The sequence below is a fragment of the Streptomyces populi genome (assembly GCF_002911015.1).
GTDB lineage: Bacteria > Actinomycetota > Actinomycetes > Streptomycetales > Streptomycetaceae > Streptomyces > Streptomyces populi.
Genome location: NZ_KZ626847.1, coordinates 103547 through 119733 on the forward strand (window position 1 = coordinate 103547; position 16187 = coordinate 119733).

General features: G+C 73.7%; 16 protein-coding genes and 1 tRNA gene. 9 read left to right on the top strand and 8 right to left on the bottom strand.

The window, feature by feature from the left end; genetic code table 11:
* Positions 1 to 22: 22 nt before the first annotated feature.
* From CW362_RS06880 to CW362_RS06895, 4 genes are all read right to left on the bottom strand, one after another.
* Entirely contained in the window at positions 23 to 1027 is a 1005-nt protein-coding gene (locus CW362_RS06880) for a MerR family transcriptional regulator (RefSeq protein ID WP_103548465.1), read from the bottom strand.
* A 3-nt stretch (positions 1028 to 1030) separates the two neighbouring features.
* Positions 1031 to 1720, bottom strand: coding sequence for a HEAT repeat domain-containing protein (locus CW362_RS06885; protein WP_103548466.1), 690 nt, complete (start codon positions 1718 to 1720; stop codon positions 1031 to 1033).
* Positions 1721 to 1891: 171 nt separating this feature from the next.
* Positions 1892 to 2500, bottom strand: coding sequence for a TIGR03086 family metal-binding protein (locus CW362_RS06890; RefSeq protein WP_103548467.1), 609 nt, complete (start codon positions 2498 to 2500; stop codon positions 1892 to 1894).
* A gap of 84 nt (positions 2501 to 2584) precedes the next feature.
* Complete coding sequence (locus CW362_RS06895; protein WP_103548468.1) at positions 2585 to 3223, bottom strand: TetR/AcrR family transcriptional regulator; 639 nt, start codon at positions 3221 to 3223, stop codon at positions 2585 to 2587.
* A gap of 268 nt (positions 3224 to 3491) precedes the next feature.
* On the opposite strand from CW362_RS06895, the gene CW362_RS06900 reads away from it, so the two are divergent.
* Positions 3492 to 3564: transfer RNA gene (locus tag CW362_RS06900), tRNA-Met, on the top strand.
* Here the strand turns inward: CW362_RS06900 and CW362_RS06905 are convergent.
* The 3 genes from CW362_RS06905 to CW362_RS06915 all read right to left on the bottom strand — a co-directional run bounded on the left by CW362_RS06905 (position 3521) and on the right by CW362_RS06915 (position 6591).
* A complete protein-coding gene (locus tag CW362_RS06905; protein WP_103548522.1) occupies positions 3521 to 4630 on the bottom strand; it encodes an LLM class flavin-dependent oxidoreductase in 1110 nt (369 codons plus the stop codon). The genes CW362_RS06900 and CW362_RS06905 overlap by 44 nt on opposite strands.
* A gap of 133 nt (positions 4631 to 4763) precedes the next feature.
* Positions 4764 to 5588: a DUF1684 domain-containing protein gene (locus tag CW362_RS06910; protein ID WP_103548469.1), complete on the bottom strand. Its 825-nt coding sequence runs from the start codon at positions 5586 to 5588 to the stop codon at positions 4764 to 4766.
* Between the two features lie 79 nt (positions 5589 to 5667).
* Positions 5668 to 6591 carry an LLM class F420-dependent oxidoreductase gene (locus CW362_RS06915; RefSeq protein WP_103548470.1) on the bottom strand — a complete coding sequence of 308 codons (924 nt, stop codon included), beginning with the start codon at positions 6589 to 6591 and terminating at the stop codon, positions 5668 to 5670.
* 255 nt (positions 6592 to 6846) lie between these two features.
* Here CW362_RS06915 and CW362_RS45575 point away from each other — a divergent pair, with 255 nt between their 5' ends.
* The 8 genes from CW362_RS45575 to CW362_RS06950 all read left to right on the top strand — a co-directional run bounded on the left by CW362_RS45575 (position 6847) and on the right by CW362_RS06950 (position 15302).
* On the top strand, positions 6847 to 6930 hold the full coding sequence (locus tag CW362_RS45575; RefSeq protein ID WP_354775551.1) for a putative leader peptide: 84 nt from the start codon (positions 6847 to 6849) through the stop codon (positions 6928 to 6930).
* Positions 6931 to 7067: 137 nt separating this feature from the next.
* Positions 7068 to 8342 carry a sulfite oxidase gene (locus tag CW362_RS06920; protein ID WP_103548471.1) on the top strand — a complete coding sequence of 425 codons (1275 nt, stop codon included), beginning with the start codon at positions 7068 to 7070 and terminating at the stop codon, positions 8340 to 8342.
* Positions 8343 to 8491: 149 nt separating this feature from the next.
* Positions 8492 to 9112, top strand: a complete 621-nt coding sequence (locus CW362_RS06925; protein ID WP_103548472.1) for a DoxX family membrane protein — start codon at positions 8492 to 8494, stop codon at positions 9110 to 9112.
* A gap of 163 nt (positions 9113 to 9275) precedes the next feature.
* Entirely contained in the window at positions 9276 to 10229 is a 954-nt protein-coding gene (locus tag CW362_RS06930) for a universal stress protein (RefSeq protein WP_206300881.1), read from the top strand.
* A 27-nt stretch (positions 10230 to 10256) separates the two neighbouring features.
* The gene (locus CW362_RS06935) at positions 10257 to 11183 is read left to right on the top strand and encodes a universal stress protein (RefSeq protein WP_103548473.1); all 927 of its coding nucleotides are present in this window, start codon (positions 10257 to 10259) and stop codon (positions 11181 to 11183) included.
* A 152-nt stretch (positions 11184 to 11335) separates the two neighbouring features.
* A complete protein-coding gene (locus CW362_RS06940; protein WP_103548474.1) occupies positions 11336 to 14041 on the top strand; it encodes a bifunctional acetate--CoA ligase family protein/GNAT family N-acetyltransferase in 2706 nt (901 codons plus the stop codon).
* A gap of 12 nt (positions 14042 to 14053) precedes the next feature.
* Positions 14054 to 14788 carry a CBS domain-containing protein gene (locus CW362_RS06945; protein ID WP_103548475.1) on the top strand — a complete coding sequence of 245 codons (735 nt, stop codon included), beginning with the start codon at positions 14054 to 14056 and terminating at the stop codon, positions 14786 to 14788.
* A gap of 16 nt (positions 14789 to 14804) precedes the next feature.
* Positions 14805 to 15302: a flavodoxin domain-containing protein gene (locus CW362_RS06950; RefSeq protein WP_103548476.1), complete on the top strand. Its 498-nt coding sequence runs from the start codon at positions 14805 to 14807 to the stop codon at positions 15300 to 15302.
* Positions 15303 to 15426: 124 nt separating this feature from the next.
* Here the strand turns inward: CW362_RS06950 and CW362_RS06955 are convergent, their stop codons facing one another.
* Positions 15427 to 16008, bottom strand: a complete 582-nt coding sequence (locus CW362_RS06955; protein WP_103548477.1) for an Rv1733c family protein — start codon at positions 16006 to 16008, stop codon at positions 15427 to 15429.
* Positions 16009 to 16187 lie beyond the last annotated feature (179 nt).

The following is a 16187-nucleotide window of genomic DNA, read 5'->3' on the forward strand; positions in this document are numbered from 1 at the left end:
CGCCGCCCCGGGGGGACACGGGTCACCGTGCGTCGCGCAGCCGGAGGAGGTAGGTCGCGGTCAGCGCGACGGCACGGTCCGTGTCCCGAGACAGTTCCACGAGCGCGTGGGACACCCTCGTCCCCGGGATGCCCGCCAGTGCCTGGGTCAGCCGTCCGCGTGCGGATGCCCGCGTGGTGGGGCGGGCGAGCCGGTCGAGGAGCCCGGCCGCGAGCCGGTCCGCCGTGGCGTCGTCGCCCGCCAGCACGCTCAGGGCGTCGGCCGCGTCCGTGTCGTTGCGCCCCTCCACGATCATGTCGACGAGCGTCGGGACCGCGTCGGCCACGCCTCGTGCGCCGAGCGCCAGAGCCGCATGCCCGCGGACCACGGGGTCGGGGCTCGCCAGGGCGGTCCGCAGCTGCGCGGTGGCCTCGGCGCCGGGCATCTCGGCGAGCGACCGGACGGCCCGTTCCCGTACCGCGGCCACCGGGGAGTCCAGGCCCTTCGCGAGCAGCGCCGGGCCGCGGTCGCCGGAGCGCGCCAGTGCCCAGCGAAGGGCCCCGGCGACGTTCGGCTCCGTCTCGCTCAGCGCCGCCTCGACCAGGGCCTCCACCGGCACCGGAACCTCGCCGGACGAGGAGAGCGCCGCTCGCTGGCGCGCGTCGGCGTTCTTCGAGGCCAACGCCTGTAGGAGCGCGACGACCTGGAGCACGTCCTCCCAGTCGGCCGGCTCCGCGGCCCGGATCCTGTCCAGCCGCGTGAGCAACTCGGTCTCCGCCTCGATGCGTTCGCGGGTCCGGCCGATGAGGTTCTCGACGAGTGACGAGGGCGCGAAGCCGGGATCGTCGAGCGCCCGTCCGATCTCGCGCAGCGACAGCCCCAGCGACCGCAGGCTCTCGATGTGGAAGATCCGCCGGATGTCCTGGCCGGAGTACTCCCGGTAGCCGGAGCCGGTGCGTCCCGAAGGGCGCACCAGACCGAGCGACTCGTAATGCCGCAGCATGCGGGCACTGACGCCGGACCGTCGCGCCACCTCACCGATCAACACGCCCTATCGTCCCTCCCGGTCCGGCCCGTCGAGGACCGCGACGCGCTTCGCCTCCTCGATCGCGAGCTCGAAACCGGCGTCCGGGTCGCGCAGCAGCCGCTGCGTGGCGAGCGCGTGGGCACGCACCTGCGGCTCGGACGCCGTGGTCGCGGCGTGCACCACCGGCACCATCGCCTCTCCCAGTGCCACCAGGGCCTGGCTGAGACTCAGCTGCGTCTCCCGCCCGCCACGCCCGAGTTGCGTCGCCAGCAGCGTGGCCAGTGCGGCCTCCTCGCCCTCGGGCACGAGCACGACCGCGGTCCGCCAGGCGCTCCGTGCGACCTCGTCCTCGCTGTCGGACAGCAGCGCGGGCGTGATCGCCGGCCACGCCCTCCGGTCCCCGATCTTGGACAGTGTGTGCAGGGCCTGGCTCCGTGCCTGCGCGTGGTCCGAGCGGACTTCGCGGAGCAGCGCGGGAAGCGTCACGGACACCGGGTGGCGGGTGAGTGCCCAGGTCAGCATGTCGCGGACGAAGAAGTCGGGCTCGATCGCGCACCGGTGGACGAGACCGGCGACGAACCGTGGGCCGGGTGCCGCGCCGGCCGCCATGGCGGCCCGGAGCCGCACCGACGAGCGGCCGTCCTCGAGCCCCCGGAGAATTCGTACCGCATCCGCATCCGCATCCGTGTCCTGGTCCTGTCCCGTGACCGTCATCGAGACCACCTCCTCGGCGAGCAGTGAAGACCTTGTCACCGTGTCAAGGTCAAGCGTCCTGCCCAGCCCGGCCCCGCTCAGTCACGACTCGCCCCGCACCCGGTTCGTCCCGCGCGGCGGCGCGAGGGCGCACGCCCGGTGTCCTCGGGGCGATGCCCGAGGTCCGTGGGTTCAGGCACGCGCGGGCCACCGGTCCGGTTCCCGGCCCAGCAGGCGCAGCGTCTCGTCGAGCGGTCCCGACCCGTCGGGCACGCCCAGCGCCGGGGCGAAGGCGTTTCCAGGGCCGCGGACGGCCGGATCGTCCGGTACCCGTCGGGCCGTGGCGAGCGCCGCGCCGAGGACGTCGTCGGAGAGTTCCAGGCCCGCTCCCAGGGTCGCGGCGACGTCCCAGGCGTGCACGACGTAGTCGACGAAGTGGAAGCGGACGGCCTGCCGTCCGGGAAAACTTCCGCCCAGCTCGGGGAGCGCGAACTCCCGCTCCGTCACGCCGGGTTCGGCGAAGGCCGCGAGCACCGTCGCCGCGGCCGCCTCGTGGACGCGGGCCGGCTCGTCCATGTCCCGCGGTTCCCGCCAGTGTGCCGCCTCCAGTCCCGCTCCGCGCGCGGCCGCCGCGAAGCCGAGGTGCTGTGCGGTCATGTGCGCCACGAGCCGGCGGAGGCTCCAGTCCGCGCACGGTGTGGCGCGGTCCCAGTCCGCGTTCTCCGCCAGTCCCACCACCCGCAAGGCCTCGTGGACGGCGATCCGGTCGAGTTCCACGATGTCCGCTCCGGTGACATTCATGGTCCGACCGTAAAACTGTGCGACCGGTCGTGCAATTTGTTTTCCGGCCGCAGATCCCTCCGGGGCCGGGGCCGGGTCAGGGGGTCATTCCCCCAGGGGTACGGGCGTCCCGTCCGCCGAGGCGTTCCGCAACCGGTCCGCGATGCCGACCCGGGCCCGGCCGTAGGCGGTCTCCTCGTCGTGCAGCACGGATACGGCGTTGGCCGTCTCCATCAACGCCACCAGTTCGAAGGCGAGTTGGGGGACATCGGTGTCCGAACGCAGCTCTCCGCCGGTGCGGGCCTCGTCGATCGTGCGCTCCATCAGGCCCGTCCACGCCCGGTGGGCCGAGACCACCGCGTCGTGCACCGGCCCGGACCGGGCGTCGAACTCGGCGATGACCCCGTAGAAGAAACAGCCGCCCGGGAAGACCCGACCGCGGGAGTACTCGAGCCACAGCTCGCACAGCCGCCGCACCCGACCGACCCCGGCCGGCACCTGTTCCGCGGGCCGGATCACCCGCTCGGCGAAGATCCGTCCGGCTTCGCGCACGGTCGCGAGCTGAAGCTCCTGTTTGGACCCGAAGAGGGCGAACACCCCGCTCTTGCTGAGCCCCAGTTCGGTCGCGAGCCGTCCCGCGGACAGCGCTTCCAGTCCTTCGACCGACGCGATGTCGACCGTTCGGTCCAGTACCGACTGCCGGGTACGGTTGCCCCGTTCGATCCGCCCGTCGAGCCGGGTCATCGCCGAACTCCCCGGCGCGTGTCCACCCGGGCCCGGGTGTCCTGCCGGCCCAGCGCGGCCGCGGACACGCGGCACCGCGCGCCGGGTCCGGGGAGCGGGGGGCTGCCGCCGGGGAATGTCGGATCGTCGCTCACGACAGACCACTCTAAGTCTCACGGAACGGCCGACGGCACGGCGCGGAGCGAGCCCGTCGCCCCCGGCCGCGTGTTTCCCGGCCGAAACCCCGAGCGATGGAGCGCGGAGTGTTCGTATGATCGGCTGCGGGACGGGGTTCGTAGCGCAGAGGTCGTCGCGCCTTCACCTCATGTGGGAGGACGCCGGTTCGAATCCGGCCGGCCCCGTCCCACCCGTGCCGGGCGTCCCGGCAGGGCGTGCATCGGCCGGGGAGGCCGGGCGCCAGCCCAGCTCGGGGGCGATCAGGTGCCGTGTGTCGTGCAGGATCTGTTCGTACTCCTCCCGGTGGAACTCGTACGGCAGTTCCAGGCGCAGCTCCGACACCTGGGCGAGGACCGGGTCGGCGGTCAGGTGTTCGAGGATCTGTTCGGCGGTGCCCACCACGTCGGGGGCGAACAGGGTCCGCTTCGGGCCCTGGGGTGCGAGGGTCCGGGCGTGACGGGCGGCCGCGTAGGCGCGGTAGCGGGCCCGGCCGGCCGCGTCCGCGCCGTCGAAGGGCACGATCACCCGGCCCAGCGCCACCCGTGCCGGACGCTCCGCGCCCTGCGCGGACAGCCTCCGGCGGTACTCGGCCAGCAGATTCAGCTGTGCCGTGGTGAAGTCGTCGGTCCCCTCGCCGGTGACGATGTTGCCGGTCAGCAGACCCAGGCCGTTCTCCGCCGCCCAGCGCACCGAGCGCAGGCTCCCGCCGCCGTACCAGACGCGGTGCGCCAGACCGGGGCTGTGCGGTTGCAGACGGGGGCGCTGGACGTTGCCCGGCGAGTGGATGACCGTGTCCGGACCGCCGAGGTGGTCGCCGCGCAGGTTGTCGAGGACACGGGCGATCCTGCCGTACGACAGGTCGAGGCGGCGCCAGTCCCCGTCGTGCACGAGGTCGCCGAGCAGGTCGGCGTGCGGCATCCCGGTGCTGAAGCCGATCTGGAGCCGGCCCCGGGACAGCACGTCGGCCAGCGCCAGGTCCTCGGCGAGGCGGAAGGGGTTCTCGTAGCCGATCGGTATGACCGCGGTGCCGAGTTCGATCCGCTCGGTGCGCTGGCTCGCCGCGGTGAGGAACACGGCCGCCGAGGCGACACCGTGTTCGAGGTGCCGTTGCCTGATCCAGGCACCGTCGAAGCCCGCCCGCTCGCCGTGCTCGAACAGCCGGAGGGTCTCCTCCAGGCCGGTGTACGGGTCGTCGTCGGCGAAGTTGCCCGGGGTGAGGAAGGCCAGGGAGGTGATGGCGGGAGTGCTCATGAGGCGCGGGCCCTTCAGCTCGTGATGGTCTCGGCGGGGGAGGGGAGCCGGGGGCCGGGACGTGCGCCGGGGACGGCGGCCGGGGCCGGGGCGTGCCGCGGCCCCGGCCGCCCCGGTCCGGGAAGCGGGGTGTTCAGGAACCGCCGCGTTCGCGCGGGATCTTCTGGCCCGCCTCGATCGCCACCGGCAGCCGGTTCTCCGCCGGGGGGAGCGGGCAGGTGGCCAGGTCCGTGTAGGCGCACGGCAGGTTCGCGGCGCGGTTGAAGTCCAGGACGACCGTGCCGTCGGCGGCGGGCGCGTCGACGGACAGGGACCGGTTGGCGGCGTAGGTGGTGACCCCGGACGTCGCGTCGGTGAACAGGACGGTCAGCCGGCCCCGACCGTGCCCGGGGAACGCGGTCAGCGCCAACGGGCGTCCGTCCAGCTCGAACTCGATCCTGCCGGGGGCCTCGTACACGTGCTCGAGGCCCTCGACCGCGGCGCCCACGGTGGTGGGCCGCGGCTCGTCGAAGGGGACGTAGTGGCCCGTCACGGCCCAGCGGGGGTCGGGGGCGTAGACGGGCGTTCCGGCGAAGGCCGTACGCAGCGGGGCGTCCGGGTGACGGGGCCGCACGATGTCATGGCCGCCCCGCTTGGCGACCTCGATGACGGCGTCCTTCCAGACGGCGTCGACGCCACCGCGTTCGGGCAGGACGCCGAACCGGTGCTCACCGCGCACCGGCGTCCCGTCGACGGTCAGTTCCTCGCCCTCGTCGAGGGTGACGACGACCCCGTCGCGGCCGGTGCGCCAGGCACCGGGCGCGTCGGGGAAGCGCTGCGGCCGGTCGTCGAGCCAGTGCAGGCCGGTGATCGCCAGGAATCCGTGCGGGTGGGCGAGTTGCGCTTCCTGGGCGCGGTACCACTCCAGCCACCGCTCGGTGAAGGCGTGGAGGTCCGTCGAGGTCGCCTCGGTGGTCATGAATTCTCCTTCGGTGTACGGGGGTTCGCTCCCGCGCGGGGATGCCGTGACGCGGGAACGGTGAACCGGGTGGTGGGGCTCAGCGGGCCAGTTCGCCGAGGAGGGCCCAGGTGCGGCGCCGGGCCGCCTCCCCCGCCAACTCGGTGCTCGAGAAGACGACTTCGGTGGCCCCGGCGTCGCGGTAGCGCCGTACCTCGGCCTCGACCGCCTTCTCGTCGCCGATCACGGCCAGGTCCGCGGCGCGCCGGCCGCCGGAGAGTTCGATGACCCGGGCGTAGGACGGGATCTGTTCGTAGAAGGCGAGGCTCTCGGTGGCCCTGGTTCGCACGGCGTCCACGTCGTCCGTGACCACGCCCGGCACCAGCGCCACGATCCGGGGAGCGGGCCGTCCGGCGGCCTCGGCCGCGGCGGTCAGGGCGGGCACGATGTGTTCGGCGAGGGCGCGCGGCCCGGCGAGGTAGGGCAGGATCCCGTCCGCCAGTTCACCGCTGACCCGCAGCGCCTGGGGGCCCATCGCGGCGACCAGCAGCGGAACACCGCCCTCGGCGCCCGGCACGCGCGCGGGCATCGGGGTGGTGGCGCTGAGCAGTTCACCGTGGAAGTCGGCCGTGCCGGTCTCGGTCAACTGGCGCAGTACGGTGAGGAATTCGCGCAGACGGGCGATGGGACGCTCGAAGGGCAGGCCGAAGCCGGTCTCCGTCAGCAGTTTCGTGCCCAGGGCCAGTCCGAGGTGGTAACGGCCGTGGGTGGCGGCCTGGGCGGTCTGGGCCTGGCTGGAGACCAGCAGCGGATGGCGGCCGAAGACGGGGATCGCGGAAGTGCCCACGTGCAGTTCCGGTACCGCGCGCCCGACGATCGCGGCGAGCTGCGGTGAGTCCGCGCCGAAGGTCTGGCCGAACCACACGGACCGCAGACCGGCGGCCGCGGCCTCCTCGGCCAGTTCGACACTGGCGTCGACCTGGTTCTGCGCGTCGGACGCGTTGAGTGCTACTCCAACTGTCATGTCAGTTGGAACGGGTCCTCGACGAGCCCGCATTCCGTTCGTGTGTGACGGCTGTATGTCAGTCGTGTGATGCGCGGTCGGCCGGGTCCGCCGGTCTTCCGGCGCGCGTGTCCACGGGGCCGTGGGTCTGCGGGGCCGACGGCCGGACGCGGGACGGCAGGGCGCGGCAGCCACGTGCGTCGACGGGCCTGCCGGTCGTCTCCCCGGTACGAACAGTGCGTTGACGCCTTCCGCCCCGCGTGATTGCATCCCGCCATGCCGTTGTCGGAGCCCCTGACCCGCCGCCGTGCCGTGGACCTCGTCCGCGTCGCCGCCGCGCTGTGTCGGACGACCGGCTGACCACGAGACTTCCCCTCCCCGTTCCCGACCGCCGCCAGGCGTGAGCCGGTCGAGCTCGTACGGGCCGTCCCGGGCAGGACCGCGCCTTCTCCCGCAGAGCCCTCTCGTTCGTCCCCCCGTCATGATGAGGACCCGCCATGCCTTCACCCGTCCCTGCCGACCGCCGCCACGAGACCGAGTACGACCGCCGCCGACTGCGCCAGTGGCTCGCGGGTGAGGCCAGAGCCGACGGGGTGACCCGCCGTCAACTGCTCACGCTGCTCACCGCGACCGCCGCCGGAACCACGCTCGGCACCGCACGGCCCGCCCGCGCCGCCGACAGGACGATCGTCAAGCCGCTGCCCGCCGAGTGGTTCATCGAGCGCGGCACGAACGCGGAGACCCGCTGGGAGGCGCTGCGCGGAACCGGTCACCACACTCCGAACGAATTGTTCTTCGTGCGCAACCACACCGCCACACCCGTCCTGAAGGCCGACGACTGGCGGCTGCGGCTGTGGGGGAGCGGACTGCGCGGCAGCCCCGGCGAGGACCGTCCGGTGGAGTTCGGGTACGACGATCTGCGCGCGCTGCCGGCCGTCACCCGGACCGCCTTCGTCGAATGCGCCGGGAACGGCCGCTCGTACTACACGACGCAACAGGGCGAGACGGTCACCGGAACCCCGTGGACCCTGGGCGCGATCGGCGTCGCACGCTGGCGCGGGGTGCGTCTGGCCGAGGTGCTGCGCCGGGCCGGACTGTCCCCGCGCGCCGTGGACGTGCAGCCGCGCGGTCTGGACGCCGAGTACGTCAGCGGCGGCGAGAGCCTGGGCCGGGTACGCCGCCCGCTGCCGCTGGCCAAGGCCCTGGACGACGTCCTGCTCGCGTACGAGATGAACGGCGAACCGCTCCCGTACGACCACGGCCATCCGGTACGGGTGTTGGTGCCCTCATGGGTGGGGATCGCCTCGATCAAGTGGGTCGGCGACATCGAGGTGTCCGCGCAGCCGCTGTTCTCGCCCTGGAACACCACCTTCTACCGGCTGTTCGGCCCCGCCCACCCCGAGGGCGGCAGCGCCCCGCTCACCCGACAGGCCGTCAAGAGCGCCTTCGAGCTGGCGAGCGGGGCCACGTTCGAGGCGGGTCGCGGGCACGTGCTCCACGGACGGTCGTGGTCGGGCGCGGGAGCCGTCGCCAGGGTCGACGTCAGCACCGACGGCGGCGCCCACTGGCGGCCCGCCCGCCTGCACGACAGGCCCCGGACCGGCACCTGGACCCGCTGGTCGCTCGGCTGGAGCCCCGACACACCCGGCACCACCCACCTCCTGGCCCGCGCCACGGACACGGCCGGCCGGACCCAGCCGGACACCGCCGTCCCCAACACGCAGGGGTACCTGTTCGACGCGGTGGTACGGCATCCGGTGAACGTGGTCTGACGGACGGCGGACCTGTTCCCAACAGGCCTTCCACACAGGGCCGTTCGGCCCCACGGCGACAGCCCTTCGGCATCGGGCACCCGGCATCGCACGGGACGAGAGTGAGACGCGTCAGGCAAGGACCCGACTCTCCCGAGGGGATTCCCACCATGGCCGTTCACCAGCACCCGCACCGCAGTTCCGGCTTCCGTCTGTCCGCCGTCCTGCGCGGGCACCGGACCGCGTCCGCTTCCGGGACCGCCGTGGTGGCGGACACCGCCCCGGCCTACGCCCTCGCCCTCCTGCGCCTGCTCACCGGGTTCGTCTTCCTGTGGGCCTTCCTCGACAAGACCTTCGGCCTCGGCTACGCGACCCCGTCCGGCAAGGGTTGGGCCGACGGCGGATCGCCGACCAAGGGGTTCCTCAGCGGAGTCGCGGCCGGACCGATGGAGTCGACGTTCCACGCGTGGGCCGGCACCGCCTGGGCCGACTGGCTGTTCATGCTCGGTCTGCTCGGCATCGGTCTGGCCCTGATCGGCGGGGTCGCGCTGCGGTTCGCCGCCGTCGCCGGCACGGCCATGATGGCCCTGATGTGGTTCGCCGAGTGGCCGCCCGCCCGGCACCTCTCGGACGGTTCGCCGAGCATGTCGACGAACCCGTTCGCCGATTACCACCTCGTCTACGCCGCCGCCCTGGTCGTCCTGGCCGTCACCGCCGCCGGCGACACCCTGGGCGCGGGCCGGCTCTGGGCCCGGCTGCCGTTCGTCCGCGACCACCGCTGGCTGCGCTGAACCCTCACGGCGCCCGGTCCCGTACCGGCACCCTCGGCCGCTGCCGGGCCCCGTACCCGGCATCGAGCCGCACCGCGGCCGCCCGGACCCGGACGACGACCGGCGTCTCCCGCACCAGGGCCCCGAAGCAGCCCCCGAAACCCGATCCGCCGCGTCACAGGAGATGAAGACCATGCCCCGCACTGTCACCGTAGGTCTCGACGGCTCGCGCGAGAGCCGGGCCGCCGCCGAATGGGCGGCCCGCGAGGCGAAGCTGCGTGATCTGCCGCTGAAGCTCGTCCACGTGTGGGAGCCTGTGCCGGAGCCGATGGCGCAGGCCTCGCTCCTGAGCGCCGAGACGCAGCAGCACCGGAGCGAGCGAAGCGAGATGGGGGTACCCCCGGCCGAAGGCTGGGGGAGGATCCCCCAGGAGGCCGCCGAGGCCGTCCGGCTGCGTCACCTCGACGTCGAGGTGGTCACGGAACAGCTTTCCGGCCACCCGGGCGACGTGCTCGTCAAGGCGGCGGAGGACGCCGAACTGCTCGTCCTGGGCTCGCGTGGCCTCGGCGGGCTGGGCGGCTTCATGGTCGGCTCGGTCGGTCTGTCCGTCGTCGCGCACGCCGAGCGTCCCGTGGTGCTGGTCCGGTCACAGGAGCAGGCCGCCGACGAGCACGAGACGGACCCGACGGGTGTTCCGTCCGCCGGGACACCCTTCCGGCCGGTCGTGCTCGGGCTCGACGTCCAGCACCCGGACGAGACGCTCCTCACCTTCGCCTTCGACGCCGCCCGGCGGCGGGAGACCTCGCTGCGGGTCGTCCACGCCTGGTACCCGCCGCCCTACTACGCGTACGGCACCCCCGTGAATCCCGCCCTGAACGAAGCCCTGGCGCTGAGCGCCGAGGCGGAACTGGCGAAGGTGCTCAGCCCCTGGCGGACCCGGTTCCCGGACGTGGAGGTCGTCGAGGTCACCCGGTACGGCAGCCCCGCGTTCCACCTGGTGAAAGCCTCCCGCGAGGCCTGCCTGGCCGTCGTGGGCCGGCGCGCCCGCCGCCTCCCCGTCGGCGCCCACATCGGCCACACCACGCACTCCGTCCTGCACCACGCCACCGCCCCCGTCGCCGTCGTCCCCCACGACTGACCCCCTTCCCCCGAGGAGAGCAGACCCATGAACGCAGCGGTCGTACGAGCGTCCGGCGAGCCTCCGGCCGGTGGGACGAAGAAGACGGAACGGCCCCTGGTCGTCGGCGTGGACGGCTCCGAGCCCAGCCTGCGCGCCGCCGACTGGGCGGCCGACGAGGCCGTGCTGCGCGGTGTGCCGCTGCGGGTGGTGTACGCCTCCCTCTGGGAGCGCTACGAGGGCACGGCGCTCGCCGGGGAGCACAAGCCGTCCGAAGAGGTCCGCGCCGACGACATCGTGGCGGTGGCCGCACGCCGGGTCCTGAAGCGTCACCCGGACCTCGAGGTCTCGGCCGAGATCCTGGCGGAGGAGCCCGAGTACGCCTTGGTGCGGGAGGGACGCGACGCCTCCGCGCTGGTGCTCGGCACCCGGGGCCGCAGCGGTTTCGTCGAGATGCTGCTGGGCTCCGTCAGCCTCGCGGTGGCCGCGTACGCCGACTGCCCGGTGATCGTGCTGCGCGGCGGCCACGACAACCATGTCGGTGACGCCACCGCACACCGCGTGGTCGTGGGGGTCGACGAGAGCGGGAAGGACTCGGCGGCGATGCGTTTCGCCGTGGAGGAGGCGAGGCTGCGCCGGGCGCCCCTGGACGCCGTACGGGCCTGGCGCTGCCCCGCGCACGAGAGCGTGGACCATCCCCTGCTCGCCGGCGAGCCCGCTCGGCTGCACGAGGAACAGGCCGTCGAGACGCTGGACGAGGCATTGAAGAACGCGCCGGCCGATGTCGACGTGCACCGCCGCACCGTGGAGGGCCCCGCCCGCCACGTCCTCCTGGGCGCGTCCCGGGGCGCCGGTCTGCTGGTGGTCGGCGCCCGGCGCCGTCCCGGACGCCTCGGGCTCCAGCTCGGCCGCGTCGCCCACGGAGTCCTGCACCACGCGGCCTGCCCGGTCGCCGTGGTCCCCGAACCGGCGTGAGGCGGCGCGACCCCGCACCGCGGCCGCCCGGGCGGGGCCGGTCGGCGGCGGTGGCAGGGCCGACCGGCCCCGGAGCGGCCCCGTACAGCCCATGGGTCCCGTCCCCGCTCCGCCGGACGATCGAAGTACCGAGTGATGGGAGGAGATCCGCGATGACGGACGACCTGCTCGAACGGCACCCCGTCCACGCCCTGCTCGCCGACGGCACCACCGCGCGCATCCGGCCGGCGCTCCCGGGCGACCACGACCGGCTGCGAGGGTTCTACGAGGAGATGGCGCCGGAGAACCTCCGGCTGAGGTTCTTCTCCGCGAGCGGGCGCTCGGGCACCCAGGCCGCCGACCGGGCCTGCGCCCCCTCCCGCCCGGGTTACCGCGCCCTGCTGGCCGAGGCGGGCGGCCGGGTGATCGGCCTCGCCGAGTACGACACCGGCGGGGAGGAGGGCACGGCGGAGGAGAAGAGCGCGGAGATCTCCATCGCCGTCGCGGACGGCCTCCACCACCGGGGCGTGGGCACCCTGCTCGTCGAGCACCTCGTCTCGTCCGCCCGGTCCGAGGACATCACCGCCTTCACCGCCGACGCCCTCGGTGAGAACCACGAGGTGCTCCGGCTCTTCGCCGACCTCGGCCTGCGCACCACCCGCCGCTTCGAGGGGCCGGAAGTGCGCTGCACCATCCACCTCGACCAGGACAACGCCTACCTGGCCGCGGTCGAGGCCCGCGGCCGCGCCGCCGACGTGGCCAGTCTGCTGCCCCTGCTGCGGCCCTCCACGGTCGCCGTGGTCGGGGCGGGACGCACACCGGGATCGGTGGGTCGGGCCGTCCTGCACCACCTGCGCACCGGCGGCTTCACCGGTCGCCTCTTCGCCGTCAACCCCCGCATCGAGTCGGTGCTCGGGGTGCCGTCCCACCCGTCGGTCGCGGCACTGCCGAAGACACCCGATCTCGTGGTCGTGGCCGTACCGGCCGCCGGGGTGCCCGCCGTCGCCGAGGAGTGCGGGAAGGCCGGGGTCCGCGCGCTCGTCGTGGTCACCGCCGGCCTCGACCGCACCCAGGCGCGGGCGCTGCTGACCGCGTGCCGCACCCACGGCATGCGGCTCGTCGGACCCAACTGCCTCGGTGTCTCCAACACCGACCCGGAGCTGAACCTCGACGCGACCTTCGCCGCGGGCCACCCGCGTCCCGGCACCGCGGGCATCGCCGTACAGTCCGGCGGCGTCGGCATCGCCCTGCTCGACGGGCTGTCCCGGCTCGGCATCGGGGTGTCGTCCTTCGCGTCCCTGGGCGACAAGTTCGACGTCAGCGGCAACGACATGCTCCAGTGGTGGGAGGGCGACGGCCGCACCGACCTCGCCCTGCTGCACCTGGAGTCCTTCGGCAACCCGCGCGCCTTCTCCCGCACCGCCCGGCGGGTGACCCGCCGCATCCCGGTGCTGACCGTCGACGCCGGCCGCACCGACGCGGGCCGCAAGGCGGCCGCCTCCCACACGGCCGCCGCGGCCACCCGCACGATGACCCGCCAGGCGCTGTTCACCCAGGCAGGCGTCACCGCGACCCGCTCGGTCGGCGAACTCCTGGAAACCGCGGCCCTGCTCCACTCCCAGCCGTTGCCCGAAGGCCCTCGCGTCGCCGTCGTCACCAACGCGGGCGGAGCCGGGGTGCTCACCGCGGACGCCTGTGCCGAGGCCGGACTCGTCCTTCCCCCGTTCACTCCCGCGGTGATCGACGACCTTCTCGCCGTCCTGCCGGAAGGCGCCACCGTCGGCAACCCGGTCGACACCACCGCCGCGGTGGCCGAGGAACAGCTCGCCGAGTGCGTCGACCGCCTCACCCGGTGCTCCGGCGTCGACGCCGTCGTCGTGGCGCTGGTCCCCACCGCGGTCGCCGCCGCCACCGGCGACGACCTGGTCAGGGCCCTCACCACGGCTCCCGGGCGCAGGGCCCGCCCGGTGATCGCCGTACGGCTGGAGCAGGACCGGTCCGTGGAACTGATGCCCGCCGACGGCGGCACCGTCCCCTCGTACGCCGAACCGCAGTCGGCGGCCCGCGCCCTGGCCCACGCCGCCCGGCGCGCCGCCTGGCTCGCCCAGCCGGCCGGAACCGTCCCCGGACTGGACGGCATCGAGTCCGAGCGGGCCCGCACGGTCGTCGAGGAGTACCTCGCCTTCAACCCCGACGGCGGCTGGCTCGACCCGCGCACGTGCGCCGAACTCCTCGCCTGCTACGGCGTTCCGCAGATCCCGTGGGCCTGGGCCGAGTGCGAGGACGACGCCGTGCTCGCCGCCGACCGGCTGCGCGGCTTCGACGGCAGGGTGGTCATGAAGGCCCACTGGCCCGGCCTCCTGCACAAGACCCAGCAGCGCGCGGTCCACCTCGACCTGCGCGGCGACGCCCAGATCCGGGCCGCGTTCCGCGACCTGGAGACCCGCTTCGCCGGCCTCATGACCGGCGTGGTCCTACAGCCCCTCGCCGACCGCGGCACCGAACTCCTCGCCGGCGTCGTCCAGGACGAGGTCTTCGGCCCGCTGGTCCTGTTCGGACTCGGCGGTACGACGACGGACGTGCTCGCCGATCACGCGGCCCGCCTCGCCCCGCTGACCGACCGGGACGTGCACGAACTGATCACCTCGCCGCGGTGCGCCCCGTTGCTGCTGGGCGCGAACGGAAGCACCCCCGTCGACCTCGAACGGCTGGAACAGCTGCTGCTGCGGCTGTCCCGGATGGCGGCGGACCTGCCGCAGCTCGCCGAGGCCGACCTCAATCCCGTCCTGGCGACACCGGGCGGGGTCACCGTGCTCGACGCACGGGTGCGGCTGCTCCCGCGCCGCTCCCAGGACCCGTATCTGCGCAGACTGCGCTGAGGAGGAACGGTCATGCGACACAACAAGGTCGGATCCGTGATGACCACGGACGTCGTCCGCGCCGAGTACGGCACGCCGTTCAAGGAGGTGGCACGGCTGCTCGCCGACCACCGCATCAGCGGACTGCCGGTGGTGGACGAGGACGACAAGGTCATCGGTGTCCTGTCGGAGACGGACCTGATGATGCACCGGGCGGTCACGCCGGATCCCCACGAGCCGGAACACCACCCGAGGCCGACGGACCTGTTGCCGGGGGCCAGGCGCCAGAGGGCCAGGAGCAAGGCCCGTACCGCCGGTGGACTGATGACGTCACCGCCCGTCACGGTGCACGCCGACGACACCATCGTCCAGGCCGCCCGCACCATGGCCCAGAAGCACGTGGAGCGGCTCCCCGTCCTCGACGAGGAGGACCGGCTCGTCGGGATCGTCTCCCGCCGGGACTTCCTCCAGGTCTTCCTGCGGCCGGACGCGGAGATACGGCGCGACGTGATCGACGAGGTACTGGTGGGCTCGCTGTGGCTGGCGCCGCGCAGCGTCGAGGTCTCCGTGACGGAGGGGGTCGTCACTCTCACCGGGAGCATGGAACGCAAGAGCGAGACCGAGATCGCCGTGGCCATGACGCGCAGGATCGACGGTGTGGTCGACGTGGTCGCCCACCTCACCCACCGGCTGGACGACGCGCACCTGCGCCCGGACCACGATCGCACACCGCACGGCGTGACCGAGGACTGGCTGCGCCGGTTGTGAAAGGAGGCGGACCGCCATGACCGACACCGTGCTGGTCACCTACGGAACCACGAACGGATCCACGGCGGAGATCGCCGAAGCGGTCGCCGGCACCCTGCGCGAGCAGGGACTGACCGTCCAGGTCCTTCCCGCCGGCTCCGTGACGAGCGTGACGTCCTACGACGGCGTCGTGGTCGGCGGCGGGCTCTACGCGGGACGCTGGCACAAGGACGCCCGACGGTTCGTGCGCAGGCACCGCGCCCTGCTCGCGGACCGCCCGGTGTGGTTCTTCAGCAGCGGACCGCTCGACGCCTCCGCCGCCGAGCGGGACATCCCGCCCGTGCGCGGGGTGCAGAGGGCCATGACCCGACTGGACGCCCGCGGACACATCACCTTCGGCGGGTGCCTGAAGGAAGGAGCCAGGGGACGGATCGCCAAGATGATCATCAGCTCCGGCAATGGCGGTGACTTCCGGGACTTCGACGCCGTCGAGGCGTGGGCGAAGGGCGTCGCGGACTCCCTGAACCACAAGTAGCACAAGCATCTGACCCACAAGCAGGGCAAGCGGGAGGGGGGAAGCCGTCGGACTCGTCCACCCGCTCCGCCTCACGGGCCCGGACCGCCTCTGCGGCCCGGGCCCGAATCCGGTCCGCGGCCGGTCAGCCGGTCCTGTGCCCCCAGCGCGGTTCCACCAGCACCCACTCCCGGGCCCACGCCTCGACACGGCGCCGGTCGAGCCGCCGACGGGCGACCGTGCCGGAGCCGAACACCAGGCCGGCGACGGCGGTCGCGGCCGCGGTGCCCGCGACACCCGACTCGACGGCCGCCCTCGTGGGACTCGGCGGCGCGAAGGTGAGACGGCCGTGGCCGTCCTGCCAGACCGTCACCTTCGATCCCGCCCTGCTCCCGGTGCTCACCAGGGCCCGCCCGGTACGGGGCGAGCCGTCGGCCGCCGTCCAGCGCACCGCCGTCATCAGGCGGCCGGAGCCGGAGCCCGGCCCGGCGGCGACCAGCGGGACGTCGTGCAGGACCACGGCGCGGACCGACTGCCGTTCGGCTCGTTGCCGTGCGAACGCGTCGTCCGCGGCCCGGGCGGTCACCAGCCCGGCGGCGGTTCCGCCCAGGGTGAAGACCGTCCAGGCGGCCAGGACGATCCAGGCCTCGATGACGTCGTCGCGTCGCCGCAGCGGGTTGTCGTACCACCGCCACAGCCGCTTCCTCGCGTACGCGTCGAGGGGCATGGACCGGCACCTCCTTCGTCGTCCTGGTGACACTTCCGACGGTGACAGCCGGGGCCCCGCCGCGGCAGAGGCCGACCAGGCGCCGTGGCAGGGCCGCCCGGGTCCGGGGCCGGGGCCGGGCAGCGGACGTCGAGGGCCGGACGGCCCATGCGCAACGCCTCACGACGGAACAAGCTGGA

Bases quoted from the DNA above. Each gene is read 5' to 3' on its own strand.
- CW362_RS06945 (WP_103548475.1), top strand. From the start codon at position 14,054: ATGCGACACAACAAGGTCGGATCCGTGATGACCACGGACGTCGTCCGC.
- CW362_RS06950 (WP_103548476.1), top strand. From the start codon at position 14,805: ATGACCGACACCGTGCTGGTCACCTACGGAACCACGAACGGATCCACG.
- CW362_RS06890 (WP_103548467.1), bottom strand. From the start codon at position 2,500: ATGAATGTCACCGGAGCGGACATCGTGGAACTCGACCGGATCGCCGTC.
- CW362_RS06935 (WP_103548473.1), top strand. From the start codon at position 10,257: ATGAACGCAGCGGTCGTACGAGCGTCCGGCGAGCCTCCGGCCGGTGGG.
- CW362_RS06905 (WP_103548522.1), bottom strand. From the start codon at position 4,630: ATGAGCACTCCCGCCATCACCTCCCTGGCCTTCCTCACCCCGGGCAAC.
- CW362_RS06925 (WP_103548472.1), top strand. From the start codon at position 8,492: ATGGCCGTTCACCAGCACCCGCACCGCAGTTCCGGCTTCCGTCTGTCC.
- CW362_RS06910 (WP_103548469.1), bottom strand. From the start codon at position 5,588: ATGACCACCGAGGCGACCTCGACGGACCTCCACGCCTTCACCGAGCGG.
- CW362_RS06885 (WP_103548466.1), bottom strand. From the start codon at position 1,720: ATGACGGTCACGGGACAGGACCAGGACACGGATGCGGATGCGGATGCG.
- CW362_RS06930 (WP_206300881.1), top strand. From the start codon at position 9,276: ATGAAGACCATGCCCCGCACTGTCACCGTAGGTCTCGACGGCTCGCGC.
- CW362_RS06940 (WP_103548474.1), top strand. From the start codon at position 11,336: ATGACGGACGACCTGCTCGAACGGCACCCCGTCCACGCCCTGCTCGCC.
- CW362_RS45575 (WP_354775551.1), top strand. From the start codon at position 6,847: ATGCCGTTGTCGGAGCCCCTGACCCGCCGCCGTGCCGTGGACCTCGTC.
- CW362_RS06920 (WP_103548471.1), top strand. From the start codon at position 7,068: ATGCCTTCACCCGTCCCTGCCGACCGCCGCCACGAGACCGAGTACGAC.
- CW362_RS06915 (WP_103548470.1), bottom strand. From the start codon at position 6,591: ATGACAGTTGGAGTAGCACTCAACGCGTCCGACGCGCAGAACCAGGTC.
- CW362_RS06955 (WP_103548477.1), bottom strand. From the start codon at position 16,008: ATGCCCCTCGACGCGTACGCGAGGAAGCGGCTGTGGCGGTGGTACGAC.
- CW362_RS06895 (WP_103548468.1), bottom strand. From the start codon at position 3,223: ATGACCCGGCTCGACGGGCGGATCGAACGGGGCAACCGTACCCGGCAG.